15 protein-coding genes are annotated in these 15,391 nt (G+C 63.1%); 6 read left to right on the top strand and 9 right to left on the bottom strand.

Annotation, left to right across the window (positions count from 1 at the left end; genetic code table 11):
- The first annotated feature begins 86 nt into the window (after positions 1 to 86).
- Positions 87 to 1,094, top strand: a complete 1,008-nt coding sequence (locus tag C4J91_RS09055) for an NADP-dependent oxidoreductase (RefSeq protein WP_124362007.1) — start codon at positions 87 to 89, stop codon at positions 1,092 to 1,094.
- Between the two features lie 165 nt (positions 1,095 to 1,259).
- Here the strand turns inward: C4J91_RS09055 and pyrF are convergent, their stop codons facing one another.
- A complete protein-coding gene (pyrF, locus tag C4J91_RS09050) occupies positions 1,260 to 1,958 on the bottom strand; it encodes an orotidine-5'-phosphate decarboxylase (protein WP_124362006.1) in 699 nt (232 codons plus the stop codon).
- 259 nt (positions 1,959 to 2,217) lie between these two features.
- Here pyrF and C4J91_RS09045 point away from each other — a divergent pair, with 259 nt between their 5' ends.
- Positions 2,218 to 2,982, top strand: a complete 765-nt coding sequence (locus C4J91_RS09045) for a response regulator (protein ID WP_124362005.1) — start codon at positions 2,218 to 2,220, stop codon at positions 2,980 to 2,982.
- Positions 2,982 to 4,016, top strand: coding sequence for a HAMP domain-containing sensor histidine kinase (locus C4J91_RS09040; RefSeq protein ID WP_124362004.1), 1,035 nt, complete (start codon positions 2,982 to 2,984; stop codon positions 4,014 to 4,016). The genes C4J91_RS09045 and C4J91_RS09040 overlap by 1 nt, the downstream gene beginning before the upstream one ends.
- Here the strand turns inward: C4J91_RS09040 and C4J91_RS09035 are convergent.
- The 8 genes from C4J91_RS09035 to C4J91_RS09000 form a co-directional block, all read right to left on the bottom strand.
- Complete coding sequence (locus tag C4J91_RS09035) at positions 4,013 to 5,074, bottom strand: AI-2E family transporter (protein ID WP_124362003.1); 1,062 nt, start codon at positions 5,072 to 5,074, stop codon at positions 4,013 to 4,015. The genes C4J91_RS09040 and C4J91_RS09035 overlap by 4 nt on opposite strands.
- A gap of 72 nt (positions 5,075 to 5,146) precedes the next feature.
- Positions 5,147 to 5,965, bottom strand: a complete 819-nt coding sequence (locus C4J91_RS09030) for a DUF4892 domain-containing protein (protein WP_124362002.1) — start codon at positions 5,963 to 5,965, stop codon at positions 5,147 to 5,149.
- A gap of 102 nt (positions 5,966 to 6,067) precedes the next feature.
- Complete coding sequence (locus C4J91_RS09025) at positions 6,068 to 6,922, bottom strand: alpha/beta hydrolase (RefSeq protein WP_124362001.1); 855 nt, start codon at positions 6,920 to 6,922, stop codon at positions 6,068 to 6,070.
- Positions 6,919 to 7,722, bottom strand: coding sequence for an alpha/beta fold hydrolase (locus C4J91_RS09020; protein ID WP_124362000.1), 804 nt, complete (start codon positions 7,720 to 7,722; stop codon positions 6,919 to 6,921). Before C4J91_RS09020 ends, C4J91_RS09025 begins: the two co-directional genes overlap by 4 nt.
- A 97-nt stretch (positions 7,723 to 7,819) precedes the next feature.
- Positions 7,820 to 8,263, bottom strand: coding sequence for a hotdog fold thioesterase (locus tag C4J91_RS09015; protein ID WP_124361999.1), 444 nt, complete (start codon positions 8,261 to 8,263; stop codon positions 7,820 to 7,822).
- A gap of 72 nt (positions 8,264 to 8,335) precedes the next feature.
- Positions 8,336 to 8,785 (bottom strand): phosphohistidine phosphatase SixA, encoded by a 450-nt coding sequence (gene sixA / locus C4J91_RS09010; protein ID WP_124361998.1) that lies wholly within the window; start codon positions 8,783 to 8,785, stop codon positions 8,336 to 8,338.
- Positions 8,782 to 9,129: a DUF4389 domain-containing protein gene (locus C4J91_RS09005; protein WP_124361997.1), complete on the bottom strand. Its 348-nt coding sequence runs from the start codon at positions 9,127 to 9,129 to the stop codon at positions 8,782 to 8,784. Before C4J91_RS09005 ends, sixA begins: the two co-directional genes overlap by 4 nt.
- A 10-nt stretch (positions 9,130 to 9,139) precedes the next feature.
- The gene (locus C4J91_RS09000; protein ID WP_124361996.1) at positions 9,140 to 10,165 is read right to left on the bottom strand and encodes an NAD(P)H-dependent glycerol-3-phosphate dehydrogenase; all 1,026 of its coding nucleotides are present in this window, start codon (positions 10,163 to 10,165) and stop codon (positions 9,140 to 9,142) included.
- A 195-nt stretch (positions 10,166 to 10,360) separates the two neighbouring features.
- On the opposite strand from C4J91_RS09000, the gene C4J91_RS08995 reads away from it, so the two are divergent.
- The 3 genes from C4J91_RS08995 to C4J91_RS08985 are packed head-to-tail and all read left to right on the top strand — an operon-like array spanning position 10,361 to position 15,322.
- Positions 10,361 to 12,493: a TonB-dependent siderophore receptor gene (locus tag C4J91_RS08995; RefSeq protein WP_124361995.1), complete on the top strand. Its 2,133-nt coding sequence runs from the start codon at positions 10,361 to 10,363 to the stop codon at positions 12,491 to 12,493.
- 1 nt (position 12,494) lies between these two features.
- Complete coding sequence (locus tag C4J91_RS08990) at positions 12,495 to 13,424, top strand: ABC transporter substrate-binding protein (RefSeq protein ID WP_124361994.1); 930 nt, start codon at positions 12,495 to 12,497, stop codon at positions 13,422 to 13,424.
- Positions 13,421 to 15,322: an ATP-binding protein gene (locus C4J91_RS08985; RefSeq protein WP_124361993.1), complete on the top strand. Its 1,902-nt coding sequence runs from the start codon at positions 13,421 to 13,423 to the stop codon at positions 15,320 to 15,322. Before C4J91_RS08990 ends, C4J91_RS08985 begins: the two co-directional genes overlap by 4 nt.
- Positions 15,323 to 15,391: the final 69 nt, after the last annotated feature.

Raw genomic sequence — 15,391 nt, 5'->3', positions numbered from 1 at the left:
GGCAAGCATTCGCGTGGCTCGAACAACCTTGCTCACAGGCGGTTCCTTGTCTATCACTCATACTCCCCTTCTAAAGAGTTGCCGCCATGACTGCCCAGACCAACCGCCAGTTCCTGCTTGCCAAACGCCCGGTCGGCGCCGCCACGCGGGACACCTTCACCTTTCAGGAAGTCCCGGTAGGCACGCCGCAGGACGGGCAAGTGCTGGTGCACAACGAGTACCTGTCCCTCGACCCCGCCATGCGCGGCTGGATGAATGAGGGCAAGTCCTACATTCCACCTGTCGGCCTCGGCGAAGTGATGCGTGCATTGGGCGTAGGCAAGGTGATTGCCTCCAAGCACCCGAACTTTGCGGTCGGCGACTACGTCAACGGCGCCTTGGGCGTGCAGGATTACTTCCTGGGCGAGCCGCGCGGTTTCTATAAGGTCGACCCGAAACTCGCGCCCCTGCCGCGCTACCTGTCTGCGCTGGGCATGACCGGCATGACTGCCTACTTCGCGCTGCTGGACACCGGCGCACCCAAGCCCGGCGAGACTGTCGTGATCTCCGGCGCGGCCGGTGCGGTCGGCAGCATTGCCGGGCAGATCGCCAAACTCAAGGGCTGCCGCGTGGTGGGCATCGCCGGGGGCGCTGACAAGTGCAGGTTCCTGGTCGACGAACTGGGCTTCGATGCCGCCATCGACTACAAACACGAAGACGTACCCGCCGCCCTCAAGCGTGAGTGTCCCAAAGGCGTGGATGTGTACTTCGATAACGTTGGCGGCGACATTCTCGACGCGGTACTCAGCCGCCTGGCGCTGAAGGCGCGGGTGGTGATTTGTGGGGCCATCAGCCAGTACAACAACAAGGAAGCCGTGAAAGGCCCGGCCAACTATCTGTCATTGCTGGTCAACCGCGCACGGATGGAAGGCTTTGTGGTGATGGATCACGCAGCGAACTTTGCCGCTGCCGGGCAGGAAATGGCCGGCTGGATGGCGCAGGGCAAGCTCAAGAGCAAGGAAGATATCGTTGAAGGGCTGGAGACGTTTCCCGAGACGTTGATGAAGCTGTTCAACGGCGAGAACTTCGGCAAGCTGGTGCTGAAGGTCAGCTGATACAGGATAGACAAATGTGGGAGGGGCATGCTTTAAGGCTTTTTGTAGGAGCGAGCTTGCTCGCGAAGAACTCAGGGCTCCCGCGTTTATTCAGAATGAACGCGTTGCCTGGACGTTTTTCGCGAGCAAGCTCGCTCCTACAGTGGACCACTTTCACATCCAGTATCAGGCGATTTCGGCAACGACGGCTGCCAGCGCCTTGGCCGGATCGGCCGCCTGGCTGATCGGACGGCCAATCACCAGGTAGTCGGAACCGGCATCGAGCGCCTGGCGCGGCGTCAAAATACGGCGCTGGTCATCCTGAGCGCTGCCCGCCGGGCGGATCCCCGGGGTCACCAGTTGCAGCGTCGGGTGAGCGCTCTTGAGCGCCTGGGCCTCGAGGGCCGAGCAGACCAGGCCGTCGAGGCCGGCTTTTTGCGCCAGCGCGGCCAGGCGCAACACCTGCTCCTGCGGCTCGATGTCCAGGCCGATGCCGGCCAGGTCCTCGCGCTCCATGCTGGTCAGCACAGTCACGCCGATCAGCAGCGGTTTCGGCCCGCTGCGCTGTTCCAGCACTTCCCGGCAGGCGCTCATCATGCGCAGGCCGCCAGAGCAATGCACGTTGACCATCCACACGCCCATCTCGGCCGCTGCCTTGACCGCCATGGCGGTGGTATTGGGAATATCGTGGAATTTCAGGTCAAGAAACACTTCGAAGCCCTTGTCACGCAGGGTGCCGACGATTTCCGCCGCGCAACTGGTGAACAGTTCCTTGCCGACCTTGACCCGGCAAAGCGTGGGGTCCAACTGGTCAGCCAGCTTCAGTGCGGCGTCACGGGTGGGGTAATCCAGGGCGACGATGATAGGAGTCTGGCAGACGGGCATTGGAATGGGCTCTCAGGCAAGTCGAAATCGGCGCGGATTGTAGCGCAAGCGGCGCCGTTGCGGGATCCGATGATCGGTAAATACTGATTTCGGCGTTGATAGGCACCGGTTTACGGCAATTATTTCAACGCCGATACATTCACGACATGCGCCCAACACGCCCCACCGTTAGCCTCGCCGCATGACCGACCGTCCAGCACTTCCAGCCATGGGGCTGGGCGCCTATGCTGGCCGTAACAATCAGGTAGATGATCGCACTATGCAGACTCCTTCCGTCCCGGTAAACGACGAGCACCCAGGCGCGGTGATCGCCGACGACAAGCGCTGGAACACCCGTGCGCTGATCGTCGATGACGATGTGCCGATTCGTGAATTGCTGATCGATTACCTGGCGCGCTTCAATATTTTAGCCACGGGTGTGACCGACGGCGCGGCGATGCGCCTGGCCATGCAAGCCGAGACCTTCGATGTGGTGGTGCTCGACCTGATGCTGCCGGGCGAAGACGGCCTTACCTTGTGCCGCTGGCTGCGGGCTGAATCGGACATCCCGATCCTGATGCTCACCGCCCGCTGCGAGCCCACCGACCGTATCATCGGCCTGGAACTGGGCGCCGACGACTATATGTCCAAACCCTTCGAACCGCGCGAACTGGTGGCGCGTATCCAGACCATCCTGCGCCGTGTACGCGATGACCGTACCGAGCAGCGCGCCAACATCCGCTTCGACAACTGGCGCCTCAACAGTGTGTTGCGCCAATTGGTGGCCGACAATGGCCTGGTGGTGCCGCTGTCCAACGCCGAGTTCCGCCTGCTGTGGGTGTTCATCGAACGCCCGCGCCGCGTGTTGAGCCGCGAACAATTGCTGGATGCCGCACGCGGTCGCTCCATCGAAGCCTTCGATCGCAGCATCGACCTGCTGGTGTCGCGCCTGCGCCAGAAACTGGGCGACGACCCCAAGGCCCCCCGCTTGATCAAGACCGTGCGCGGCGAAGGCTATCTGTTCGACGCGCGGGATATCGGTTGATGCGCGCCACCTTCAATACCTTGTTCGGGCGGCTGTTCGGCGTGTTGCTGGTGGCCATCGTGCTGGCGCATGTGCTGGCGTTCTTCTGGTTCCATCATTACGGCCCACCGCCGCCACCGCCGCCGGAAACCTTCGTCGAACAGCCGGATGGCTCGATGAAGCCGTTGGCCAAGCATCAGCGACCCTGGTTCGGTGGCCCGGTGGTGCCGCTGACGTTTCAGTTCATCTCGCTGATCATCGCCGCCTGGTACGGCGCCAAGCTGTTGAGCCGGCCGATCCAGCGCCTGAGCGCGGCGGCCGAGCGTTTGAGCCTCGACCTCGACAGCCCGCCGCTGGACGAATCCGGGCCTCGCGAGGCACGCCAGGCCGCGTCAACCTTCAACCTGATGCAAAGGCGCATCCGCGAACAAGTCAGCCAGCGCGCACGCATGCTCGGGGCAGTCTCCCATGACCTGCGCACGCCGCTCTCCCGGCTGAAACTGCGCCTGGAACAGATCGAAGACACCAAGCTGCAAGGCCAGATGCGCCAGGACCTCAACGACATGATCGGCATGCTCGACGCCACCTTGAGCTACCTGCACGAACAGCGCACCAGCGAGACCCGCCACTGGCTCGACGTGCAGGCGCTGGTGGAATCGCTCAGCGAAAACGCCCAGGACCAGGGCAGCGATGTGCAGGTGTGCGGCACCTGCGCGCCCTTGCAGGTGCAGCCGATGGCGCTGCGTTCGTGCCTCAACAACCTGATCGACAATGCCCTGCGCTATGCCGGCTCGGCGCGCGTGGAACTGGCCGACAGCCGCGGCGCCCTGGTGATTCGGGTGATCGATCACGGCCCCGGCATCGCGGCCGATAAGCGCGAAGCGGTGTTCGAACCGTTCTTTCGCCTGGAGGGCTCGCGCAACCGTAATTCCGGCGGCGTCGGCCTGGGCATGACGATCGCCAAGGAAGCGGTCGAACGCCTCGGCGGCCACCTGAGCCTGGACGATACGCCAGGCGGCGGTTTGACCGCCGTAGTGTGGCTGCCGAGGGTTTAAAGCGGCTTGTCTTCGCGCCGCGCCTGGGCCTGGGTCGCGCTCCAGTCGGTCAACAAGCTGTAGGCCACCGCGAGCAAGGTCGGGCCGATAAACAGGCCGATAAAGCCGAACGCGATCAAGCCGCCGAATACGCCCAGCAGCACGATCACCAACGGCAGGTTGCCGCCACGGCTGATCAGGTAAGGCTTGAGCACGTTGTCGACGCCGCTGATGATGAAGGTGCCCCACACGCCAAGGAACACCGCGTAGGTGTAGTCACCCTTCCACGCCAACCAGGCCGTGGCCGGAATCCACACCAGCGGCGGGCCCATGGGAATCAGGCTGAGCAGGAAAGTGACGCCGCCCAGCAGCAACGCGCCAGGCACGCCGGCAATCAGGAAGCCGATCAGCGCCAGCACGGCCTGGGCGGCAGCCGTGCCGATCACGCCATTGACCACCCGCTGCACCGTACCGGCCACCAGCTCGATGTAATAGCTGGCGCGGTCGCCGATCAGGCGCTCCAGCAGACGGTGCACGAACATCGCCAGGCGCGGCCCGTCGCGGTAGAAAAAGAACACGAAGACCAGGCTCAAGGTCAGCTCGAGAATGCCGCCGCCGATTTGCGCACTGCGCGCCAGCAACCAATTGCCGACCTGGCCCAGGTAAGGCTTGATACTCAGCATCAGCGCCGCGCCCTGTTGGTCGATGCTGTCCCAGGTCGCCACCAGCCGCTCGCCGATAAGCGGGATCGAGCCCAGCCAGGTGGGCGCATTGGGCAAGCCGTCGACCTGGATATCCTTGATCAATACGACGGCATCGCGCACATGGTCCGCCAGGTTGAACCCCAGCCACACCAGCGGCAGCGCGACCAGCAACATCCAGCCCAATGTCAGGATACCGGCCGCCAGTGATTCGCGACCGCCCAGCCCACGGGTCAGCAGTACCATCAGCGGCCAACTGGCAAACGCCAGCACCGCGCCCCAGAACAGCGCCGACCAGAACGGCGCCATGACCCAGAAGCTGGCACCGAACAGCACCAGCAGCAGGATTTGCACCAGCAGGCGATCGTTATTGAGCATCGGGTATCTCGAAAAGAGTCATGTAGGAAGACAGCTTAGGCGAACGGCGCGGGTCCGTTCGCCCTGTGGCGCTTAGCGTATCAGATGCACATGCAGGCCTTCAGCCTTGCCTGTGCCGGTTTCCAGGCGCGCGGCGCGCACGCCACTGTCAATCAGGCCCTGGCGCCAGGCTTCGGCGCTGGGCCCGGTCAGGCTGACGCGCAGGTTGGTGTCGAGGTTCAGCCCACGGGAAATCAAGGTCAACCAGGTGGCGTCGGGCTCGGCGCCCAATGCAGGAAAGTCCAGCTCGCCGGTGCTTTTGAGCTCACGCAACAGCGTTGCCGACGTGGGCAGAAGAGTGCCCAGCGGCGTGCTGGCATCCAGTTGCTCGACATGCAGATAGGCGCGTCGATTGCCACGGGTAATGCCGTACAGCGCCACCAGCGAGTTGTCCTGTGGGGCCGCCAGGCGCAAAAGCAGGTACTCCTGCTGGCCATCGGCCCCGACCAGCTTGGCGTTGCCGAACACCTCGTTGGCCCACAGGCTGCTTTCGCCACAATCGCGGGCCTGGCACCAGAACAACAGCTGCGCGCCCTGAGCCTGCAAGGCTTCACGAGTGGCGGTAAAGGCGGCGCTGGAACTGTGCTCGGCAGGCAATTCGTAGGTGATCGCGGTGGTTGGACCGCGTGCGGTGGCCTGGGCTTCGGAGCGCAATTGACCGCTGATCTTGCGGATCGCACCCATGGGGTAGATGCGCTCCTTTTCTTCAGCAGGGCGATAGTCGACGATCTGCGCGTCCACCTGGCGGGCAATGGCCGGTAAGTCCTGGCTTCCCGCTACATCGGCGGCGAACACCAGCGGGCTGAAACAGCACAGCCCAAAGGCACGGATACAGCCTTTACCCAGGCTCATCGGATCGATGAGCCGTGGCCATGGAGGGTCGCAGCGGTTTCAAGATGGTTCATGGTTGACTCCCTTTCAATCCGCCCAGCCTCGGCAGTTGACCGCGCCAAGTCAAGGCGCGGAGAAGAACCGATTGAAACAGTCTGCAACAAGAACCGCACCGGGCTCGTCATTCAGGTGCAAATGATGGCCACCCGGCAGCGTCGTCACGGTAAAGGGCAGCTGTGAAAGCAATTCGGAATGTTTCGCCAACAGCCCGTCAGCCGCGACCACCAACTGCGTGGGGCAACTCACGCGTCGTACGAACGCCATGGCTTGTTCATCGGTCAGGCGCATCGGTGATGCCAGGGTCAGGCGACTGTCGCTGCGCCAGGTATAGCCACCCGGCACCGGCATCAAACCGCGCTGGGCCAGCAGTTCGGCGGCTTCGCGGCTGACCGCGACGAGGCCGTGCATGCGCGCCTCGACCGCCCGATCCAGGCTCGCATAGACCGGCTTGCGCTTGCCCTGCAGGCTCAATTGCGCCTGCAATGCCATGCCCAACCGCTCGGCCGCGTTCTCGCCACGGGCGGTCGGCGGGATCACCCCGTCGATCAGCCCCAGGTGCGTCACGCGCTCCGGTAAGGCTCCGGCCAGCACCAGGGAAACGATGGCGCCGAGGGAATGGCCAAGTAATGCAAAACGTTGCCAGCCCAGTTGCTCGGCCACTTGCAACACATCGTGGACGTAATCCCACACGGCGTAACCGGCCCCGGCCGGACGATGTGCCGAGTGCCCGTGCCCGGCCATATCCAGCGCGACGATGCGCAAACCCTGCAGCTTCGGCGCCAGGCGCGCAAAGCTGTTGGCGTTGTCCAGCCAACCGTGCAGGGCGATGACCGGCAAGCCGTCTTCAGGCCCGAACAGATGCGCCGCCAGCTCGATATGCGGCAGGCTCAGGCGTACTTCTTCCACGGGCGCGCTCATGCGCAACTACGCTCACGGGCCTGCCAGCGGGTAAACAGGTGCTTGATCAAGGTCGCGGTGTCCTGGGGTCGCTCAAGGGGGAACATATGGCCGCCGGGCATGGTGAGCATCTCACCCATGGGCAGGCGACCTACGCCGCTGACATGATGGCGCATCACCACACGGCTCTGCTGGCCGCGCACCACCGCCAGCGGCACTTTCAACTGGCGCACCTGGCCGGGGCTGGTGTGAGGCACGCCCCGATAGATGCTGATTTCCGTCGCGGGGTCGAAACGCAGACGCAGACGGTCGCCCACTGGCAGCAGACCATGTTGCAGGTACGCCTCGAAACACTCGGGGTCGAAACCGCGAAACAGGGTCTTGCCGGCGAAGTAAGCGCGCGCGGCCTCCAGGTCGGTGAATTCCTCACGACGGCCCAGGGTGCGTCCGGCCGGGGTCAGGCGGTCGATGAAACCAAAGCGTTTGGCGGCGCGAATCACCCAGCGATCCGCGCGGGTCAACACCGGCGAGTCCAGCATCACCACGCCACGGTACAGCTGCGGGCAGCGCATGGCGGCGTGCAAATGCAAGACCCCGCCCAGGGAATGGCCGACGCCCCACACCGGCTCCGGTTGCTGCTGCAGATGGTGGATCAGTTCATCGACCAGGTTCTGCCAGTTATCGTCCACCGGAAACCTGGGATCGTGGCCGTGCTGCGGCAAATGCCCCACCGTATATTCGGGAGCCAGGGCCGCGAACAACTTGCCGTAGGTGGCCGACGGGAAGCCATTGGCGTGGGCGAAAAACACATGCTGCGACATAGCGGCGCGCTCTTCAGGAACAGAGGTTGATTGTCACCATGCCTGGCGTTCACGGCAATGACCGTAACCGCCAGGAATGATGACACTCACGCCATGTCTATCGCGCCGGAGGCTGTTCGCCCAGGGGTACCACGGCCACGGTCAGGCGCGATACGCAACTGGCCTTGCCCTCGTCGTTGGTCAAGCGGATGTCCCACACCTGGGTCGTGCGGCCGATATGAATGGCCCTGGCCACCGCCGTGACGCGCCCGCTGCGCACACCGCGCAGGTGATTGGCGTTGACCTCCAGGCCCACGCAATAGAACTTGCTCGCATCGACGCACAGGTAGGCCGCCACGGAGCCCAGGCTTTCGGCCAGTACCACGGAGGCGCCGCCATGCAACAGGCCGTAGGGCTGATGGGTGCGGTGATCGACCACCATGCTGGCGGTGATGGATTCGTCGTCAAAGCTTTCGAAGCGAATATCCAGCAATTCACCGATAGTGTTTTTCTGGCTCGCGTTGAGCTGTTCGATATTCGGTTGCGTGCGCCACAGGCTCATGGGACTGTCCTTATTGGTTTTATTACGATCCTAATCCTGCCACACAACGGCATTCCAGATAAGCGCTATAGCTTATGGATTTTCAACGCTGACCAGGCTCATCAACCCTGCCAATGGGAAGTCACCCTCCAACAGCGCGAGGCTGGCGGTATGCATCGGCTGCGGCTGGCGCGAGTGACCGTGCTGCAAAAAGCTGATCAGGTTGCCCACCAGGGGCTGATGGCTGACCAGCAGCACGTTGTCATCGGTATCGAGTTTTTCCAGCACCTGCGCCGGGCTGCCCTCTGGCGTCAGCCACGGCACCGTGCAGACCGGCGGCTCGAAACCCAACGCCTCGCGCACCAACTGCGCCGTCTGCTGCGCCCTCGCATAAGGGCTGGCAATGATGGCACTGAGCGGCTGGCCGATCAGGTGCGCTGCACTGCGCAATACTTCAGCCCGGCCGTGCTCGGTGAGGTTGCGCTCGGCGTCAGTTGGCGCATGAGCTTGGGCTTGCCCGTGGCGCAGGATCCACAATTTCATAGCTTGGGCTCTTCATCACGCACCGGGTGCGGTGCTGGCGGCACGCTATGGGCGGCTTCGCCTTCCGGTGCACGCGGGGTTGGCCAATCAGCGAACGGCCAGGGTTTTTGCTCGGTATGGAAGCTGCCGAAGCGACCGATCTGCGCAAGGAATTGGCTGAGGCTGTCGCCAACGTTCATCAGGCTCAGGTTCGGCGCGCCATAGATCAACCGGTAAATCAGTTGCACCACCACCAAGGCGCCGAGCACGAACTGCGCCACCTGCCACACCAGGGCAAATACCAGCATCCACAGGATGCGCAGCACAATGGACTCATACTTGGGGGCTGCTTTCGAATCGTTCATGCCGCGTTCCTCAGTTGAAACCGCTGGTGGAAATAAAGTCGACATCGGTTTTCGGCTCGGCGCGCATCAGCAGCTCGATGACCTGGTTCAAGGTGCGCCCTTCAAACAGGATCGCGTGCAGCCCGGCAACCAGCGGCATGTACACCCCGACTTCCTGAGCCTTGGCCTTGAGCACCTTGAGGGTGTTGACCCCTTCAGCCACTTCGCCAAGACGGGTCACGGCCTCTTCCAGGCTCAACCCCTGGCCCAGCGCGAACCCGACCTGATAGTTACGGCTTTTCGGCGACGAGCAGGTGACGATCAGGTCGCCGACGCCCGCCAGGCCCAGGAAGGTCATCGGGTTGGCGCCCTGATTCACGGCGAAACGAGTCATCTCCGCCAGGGCGCGGGTAATCAGCATGCTCTTGGTGTTTTCGCCCATCCCCAAGGCCACGGCCATGCCGGCGATAATGGCGTAGACGTTCTTCAACGCACCGCCCAGCTCGACGCCGAACCGGTCGGCACTCGCGTAGACGCGGAAAGTGCGCCCATGCAGCACCGCCTGGACGCGCTCGCACAGTTGCTCGTCTTCACTGGCGACCACGGTGGCGGTCAGCGCATGCTCGGCCACTTCCCGCGCCAGGTTCGGCCCGGACAGCACACCAATGCGCGCCTGGGGTGCGATCTCCTGGAGGATTTCGCTCATCAGCTTGAATGTCTGCGCCTCGATACCCTTGGTCAGGCTGACCAGCAGCTTGCCCGCCAGGCGTTCGGCATGGGGCGCCAGCACCGAGCGCAAGGCGCTGGAAGGCAGCGCGACAAAGCACAGGTCGCAGGCCGTGAGGGTCGCCAACAGATCGGTAACGGGTTCGACCGCCGGATGAATCTTGATGCCTTTAAGGTAACGCGGGTTTTCCCGATGCACGCGAATGGCCTCGGCCTGCTCGGGATCACGCATCCACTGGCGCACGGCGTGGCCGTTCTCGGCCAGCAGGTTAGCCACGGCGGTACCAAAACTTCCGCCTCCCAGGACCGCGATAGGGCGCTGTTCAGTCATATGCAATCCGTTAATCCATACCAGTGGCGATGGCGGCATTATACGGGGCGACCCGCTTGCGGCCAGCCCCCGTATGAATTCGTGCGCTTGTCGGAAAATGCCACACTTGAGTGAAGTAATTGCAGGTCTCACGACTGGCAAAAGGCCTCACCTCAGTTAACATGGGCGGCTATCCGCAATTATCAAGGCCGCGCCGTGTACCTGGGCCCTCCTCCCCGCTCATCCCTGCTGTTGATGCTGCCGTTGACCCTGGCGTGCAGCGCCAGTGCGTCGGCCGACGATCTGTTCCTCGACAGCCAACCGCTGCCGCAGGTATTGACCGCCACCCGTCTCAAGCAATCGGCCGCGGCCGTACCCGGCAGCATGACCGTCATCGACAGCGAGTTGATCAAGGCCAGCGGTGCGCGTGACATTGCCGAGCTGTTGCGCCTGGTGCCCGGGATGATGGTCGGCTACACCACCGGCAATCAGGCGGCGGTGAACTACCACGGTACCAGCGCCAGCGATGCACGGCGCATGCAGGTCTTGATCGACGGGCGTTCGGTGTATCGCGCAGGCCTGGCCACGGTGGACTGGAGCGATATTCCAGTGGCCATGGAAGACATCGAGCGCATCGAGGTGTTTCGTGGCCCCAATACCGTCAGCTACGGCGCCAATGCGCTGATGGCGGTGGTCAATATCCTCACCCGTTCACCGGCCAACAGCCAGGGCACGCGGGTGAAGGTCATACGCGGTGAACGCGGGATCAACGATGTCTATGCCAGCCAGGGCGTGGGCTGGGACACCGGCGACTTGCGCCTGTCGCTGTCCGGGCAACAGGACGATGGTTTTGATAGCGATGCCGTCGGTGCCGACCGCCGAGACAGCCGCCGCCTCAGCCGTTTCAGCCTGGCCGTCAGCCAGACGTTGAATGCGCAACAGAGCATCGACTGGCAGTTGGATGCCAAGGAAGGCACCAATCAGCGTCCCTATACCTACACTCCGGTGTTCGCCGGGATTACCGAAGGCGGCACCAATTCCGACGTCACCGCCAAGGACTACGCGGGTTCAATGCGCTGGAACTTCGACTTCAACCCCGACCACAGCCTGTATATCCAGGGGTCGGCCCAGCAATGGAACCGTCGGCAGATCTGGAAAGCCTGTGACGCCAAGGTCTCGTTCAGCCCTGAACTGACCCAGCTGTGGCAGCTCAACCCCAACTACGCCGAAAAGCTGGCGCGGCACATGGACCAGTTCAGCCAGGGTAGCGCCCCACCCGGCAGCGCCGCCGAACAGGCGCTGGGCAACCAGGTACTGGACCAATGGCGCAACGGCGCCAGCCAAAGCGTGTGCGGCGATATCGACCAAAGCACCCAGGAAAGCCGCTACGACCTGGAGCTGCAAGACACCCTCAGCCTCTCCGACAGCCTGCGCCTGGTCAGCGGAATGAATTACCGCTACGACCGCGCCGACTCCGACACCTACTTCAACGGAACGCTGGACGACACCACCTGGCGCCTGTTCGGCCACCTGGAATGGCGCGCCAGCGAACACTGGCTGCTGCAAGGCGGCGCGATGTACGAAGACACCCACTTGAGCGGTAACTCGCTGACACCCCGCGTGGCGGTCAACTACTTGATCAACCCGCGCCACGGTCTGCGGGCGGTGTACTCCGAGGCGATCCGTTCACCGGACATGTTCGAGAACAACGTCAACTGGAGCTACCGCGTCACCAACCTCAGTTCGCCGGTGTATGGGCAGAATTCCGGGCAATATTTTGTGGTAACACGCGGCCCGGGCAATCTCGATAAAGAGTTGATGCGCTCGCGCGAACTGGGCTACAACGGCTTCTTTGCCGACCTCGGGTTGAATGTCGACGTGAAGCTGTTCTATGACGAAATCACCGACATGATCAGCTCGCCGTTGCGCAACAACCAATACATCGCCAGCAACGCCAACAGCTCGCGCTTTACCGGTGCCGAATCCCAATTCGACTGGCGCGTGAGCAACGCCGACCGCCTGCGCCTGACCTACGCTTACGTCGACGCGAGCACCAGCAACCCACTCGACAAGGCGCAGACCGCACGTAACAGCGGCTCGGCCGGCTGGTTGCGCGAATGGGGCCACGGCTGGTCCAGCGCCTTGTTCTACTATGGTGACGACGCACTCAACGAGTATCGCTTCGAACGGGTCGACCTGCGGGTGGCCAAGCGCATTGCCCTGGGCAAAACCAACGTGGAGCTGGCTGGCATGCTGCAACAACGCCTCGATAACCAGCCGACCACTTGGCCCGACAACTATTACGACCATCGCCATGTGCTCTACTTCAGCGCGCAGTTAGAGTTCTGACATGGGCGACCCGTCACGGATGACCCTCCCTGTCGTTTCAAGGCTGTGGCGCAAAGGCTTGCTGCTGGTGTGCCTGCTGGTCACGAGGCCCGTGTGGAGCGCGGAAATCCTGCTGACCGCCGCCGAGGACGGTGCCGGCGTCCAAGCCTTTACACAGGCCCTCGCGCAGCAGCGCCCCGAAGACCATGTCTCCTTCATCCTGCTGCAAAACCTGCCGGCGCCGAGCCAGTTGCCCGCCACTACCCGCCTGATCCTGCTCGACCTGCCCGGCCTCGACTGGCGCTTGCAGGACAGCCAGGGCCCGCCGACCCTGGTGCTGCGCATCAGCCGTCTGCAAGCCCAGCAACGCCTGGGTGGCGCGCACCCGGCAAAAATCAGCCTGTTGTGGAGCGATCCGCCGCTGACGCGCCAGTTGCGCCTGATCGCCAGCATCGTGCCCCAGGCCCGGCGCATCGGTGTGCTTTACGGTGCCGACAGCGAATTCCTGCTGCCTGAGCTTGACCGGTACGCGGCGCCGCTGGGCCTGGAAATCGTGCCGCAACGCTGGGACAACACCAATGACAGCCGCCCCCTGCAAGCCCTGTTCAAAAACAGTGACGTGCTGCTGGGCTTGGACGATCCGCAGCTGTACAACCCTAAAACCGCCAAGAACCTGTTATTGAGCAGCTATGCCCAGCAACTGCCGTTGGTGGGGCCCAATGCCGGGTTTGTCCGGGCGGGCAGCCTGGCCAGTACCTATAGCGACCAGCCTGACTGGCTCGCGGTACTCGATCGGCTGCTGGACCACCCGCCGGCCAACTGGCCGCGCACGCTCTACCCGGAACACTTCAAAGTGGTGGGCAACCCGCAAGTCGCGCGCTCACTGGGCATCGAACAGGTCGACGAAGCTGCCGTCGCCGCCCGCTTGGCCGAAGGAGACAGACGCCCATGACCCTGCGCCGTCGCTGGGACATCAACACCCGCACCCAGCTCATTACCCTGGGGCCCGCGCTGTTGCTGACCTTGCTGTTGATCAGCTTCTTTACCTTCGTGCGTATCCAGGACTTGCGCCAGGAGCTGGACCACACCGGCCAGTTGATCGCCAACCAACTGGCGCCGGCCACCGAGTACGGCGTTATTTCCGGCAACAACGAGGTGCTCGACACCCTGTTGCGCGCGACGCTGGCTACCCCGCACGTGCGTTTCCTGGAGATTCAGGACAGCGCCGAGAACATTCTGGTGTACGTCGAGCAGCCGTCGGAGAAACACGACCGCTCACTGTCGGTAAAGGTGTTCCAGGCACCGATCCGCTTGCAACATATCCAGCTGGGCAATGACTTTTTCCAGGACAACCTCAACGAACCCAAGGCGCCACGCGCGGATTACCTGGGCCGAGTGATCGTCGGGATGTCCAACGATGCGTTCAGCCAGCGCCAGCAGGAAATCCTGTTCAAGGCCGGCATCCTGGCGCTGTTCGCGCTGTTGTTCACCTGCCTGCTGGCGCGACGCCTGGCCGCCAGCCTGTCGCAACCGATCAGCGCCATGGGGAATGCGGTGAAGGCCATCCAGCAGGGCGACTACAAGACACCGCTGCCGATTGTCGATGACTCCGAACTGGGCGATCTGGCGCGTCACATCAACAACCTGGCCGCCGGCCTCAACCAGGCCAGCCGTGAACAACAGCAGGCCATGGCCCAATTGATCCAGACCCGCGAAGAAGCCGAGCGCGCGAACAATGCCAAGTCGGACTTCCTGGCGATGATGAGCCATGAGCTGCGCACGCCCATGAATGGCGTGCTGGGCATGCTGCAACTGCTGGAAACCACCGAGATGACCGAAGAGCAGGCCGAGTACGCGGCACTGGCCTCCGAGTCCACCGAGCACCTGCTCAAGGTGATCAATGACATCCTCGATTTTTCACGTATCGAGCGGGCCGCGCTGGAGTTGGAACATATTTCCTTCAACCTGGCTGAACTGATCAGCAGTTGCGCCCAGGCGTTCCAGCACAGTGCGCAGCAACGCGGGCTGGCCCTGGAGCTGCCGATTCCATTGGGCATGGAAGCCCTGCGGGTGCGCGGTGATCCGACGCGTATCCGGCAGATTCTGGTCAACCTGATCGGCAATGCCTTGAAGTTCACCGAGCACGGCACGGTACACGTGCAGCCCCACTGGCAAACCCTCGACCATGAACTGGTGTGGTTCACCTGCACCGTGCGCGACAGCGGCATCGGTATTTCCGCCGAGCGCCTGGAATTGATGTTCGACGCGTTCCAGCAAGCCGACAGTTCCATTTCAAGACGTTACGGCGGCACCGGCCTCGGCCTGCCGATTGCCCGTACGCTGGCCGAACGCATGGGTGGCACCCTGCGCGCCCAGAGCGAAGAGGGCCGTGGTTCGGTATTCACCCTGGAAATTCCGCTGGCTATCGATCAACAGAGCCTGCCCGCCATCGCCGAGGACGCCGTGGGTAAATCCAGTGCAGGCGACGGGCGGCATATACTGCTGGTGGAAGACAACCCGGTTAATCGTACCGTGGTCGAGGCCATGCTGCGCAGCCTGGGCTTCGAAGTCAGCCTGGCCACCGATGGCGCCGAGGCGATCCGCAGCGCCGAAAGCCTGATTTTCACGGCCATCCTGATGGATTGCCGCCTGCCATTGATCGACGGCTACGAGGCCACCCGGCGCATCCGCCAGCTGCCGGGCTGCGCCGATCTGCCGATTATCGCCCTGACCGCCAACGCCTTGCAGGGCGACCGCGAAGCCTGTCTGGCAGCCGGAATGAACGATTACCTGGCCAAACCGTTCAAACGCACGGATTTGCAGCAAATCCTACAGCGCTGGGTACATTAGCTGTCGCGTTCAAGCCAAGTCCGACTGGCGTGGAAGACGAAAGTGCGGCAGTCTTAGGCACCCGAACGG

The organism is Pseudomonas sp. R3-52-08, from assembly GCF_003851745.1.
Classification (GTDB): Bacteria; Pseudomonadota; Gammaproteobacteria; order Pseudomonadales; family Pseudomonadaceae; genus Aquipseudomonas.
This window is presented reverse-complemented; position numbering and strand designations above follow the sequence as displayed.

Coding starts and splice junctions, on each gene's coding strand:
- C4J91_RS09015 (WP_124361999.1), bottom strand. CDS start 8,263: ATGAGCCTGTGGCGCACGCAACCGAATATCGAACAGCTCAACGCGAGC.
- sixA (WP_124361998.1), bottom strand. CDS start 8,785: ATGAAATTGTGGATCCTGCGCCACGGGCAAGCCCAAGCTCATGCGCCA.
- C4J91_RS09035 (WP_124362003.1), bottom strand. CDS start 5,074: ATGCTCAATAACGATCGCCTGCTGGTGCAAATCCTGCTGCTGGTGCTG.
- pyrF (WP_124362006.1), bottom strand. CDS start 1,958: ATGCCCGTCTGCCAGACTCCTATCATCGTCGCCCTGGATTACCCCACC.
- C4J91_RS09005 (WP_124361997.1), bottom strand. CDS start 9,129: ATGAACGATTCGAAAGCAGCCCCCAAGTATGAGTCCATTGTGCTGCGC.
- C4J91_RS09055 (WP_124362007.1), top strand. CDS start 87: ATGACTGCCCAGACCAACCGCCAGTTCCTGCTTGCCAAACGCCCGGTC.
- C4J91_RS09025 (WP_124362001.1), bottom strand. CDS start 6,922: ATGAGCGCGCCCGTGGAAGAAGTACGCCTGAGCCTGCCGCATATCGAG.
- C4J91_RS08985 (WP_124361993.1), top strand. CDS start 13,421: ATGACCCTGCGCCGTCGCTGGGACATCAACACCCGCACCCAGCTCATT.
- C4J91_RS09040 (WP_124362004.1), top strand. CDS start 2,982: ATGCGCGCCACCTTCAATACCTTGTTCGGGCGGCTGTTCGGCGTGTTG.
- C4J91_RS09045 (WP_124362005.1), top strand. CDS start 2,218: ATGCAGACTCCTTCCGTCCCGGTAAACGACGAGCACCCAGGCGCGGTG.
- C4J91_RS09030 (WP_124362002.1), bottom strand. CDS start 5,965: ATGAGCCTGGGTAAAGGCTGTATCCGTGCCTTTGGGCTGTGCTGTTTC.
- C4J91_RS09000 (WP_124361996.1), bottom strand. CDS start 10,165: ATGACTGAACAGCGCCCTATCGCGGTCCTGGGAGGCGGAAGTTTTGGT.
- C4J91_RS09020 (WP_124362000.1), bottom strand. CDS start 7,722: ATGTCGCAGCATGTGTTTTTCGCCCACGCCAATGGCTTCCCGTCGGCC.
- C4J91_RS08990 (WP_124361994.1), top strand. CDS start 12,495: ATGGGCGACCCGTCACGGATGACCCTCCCTGTCGTTTCAAGGCTGTGG.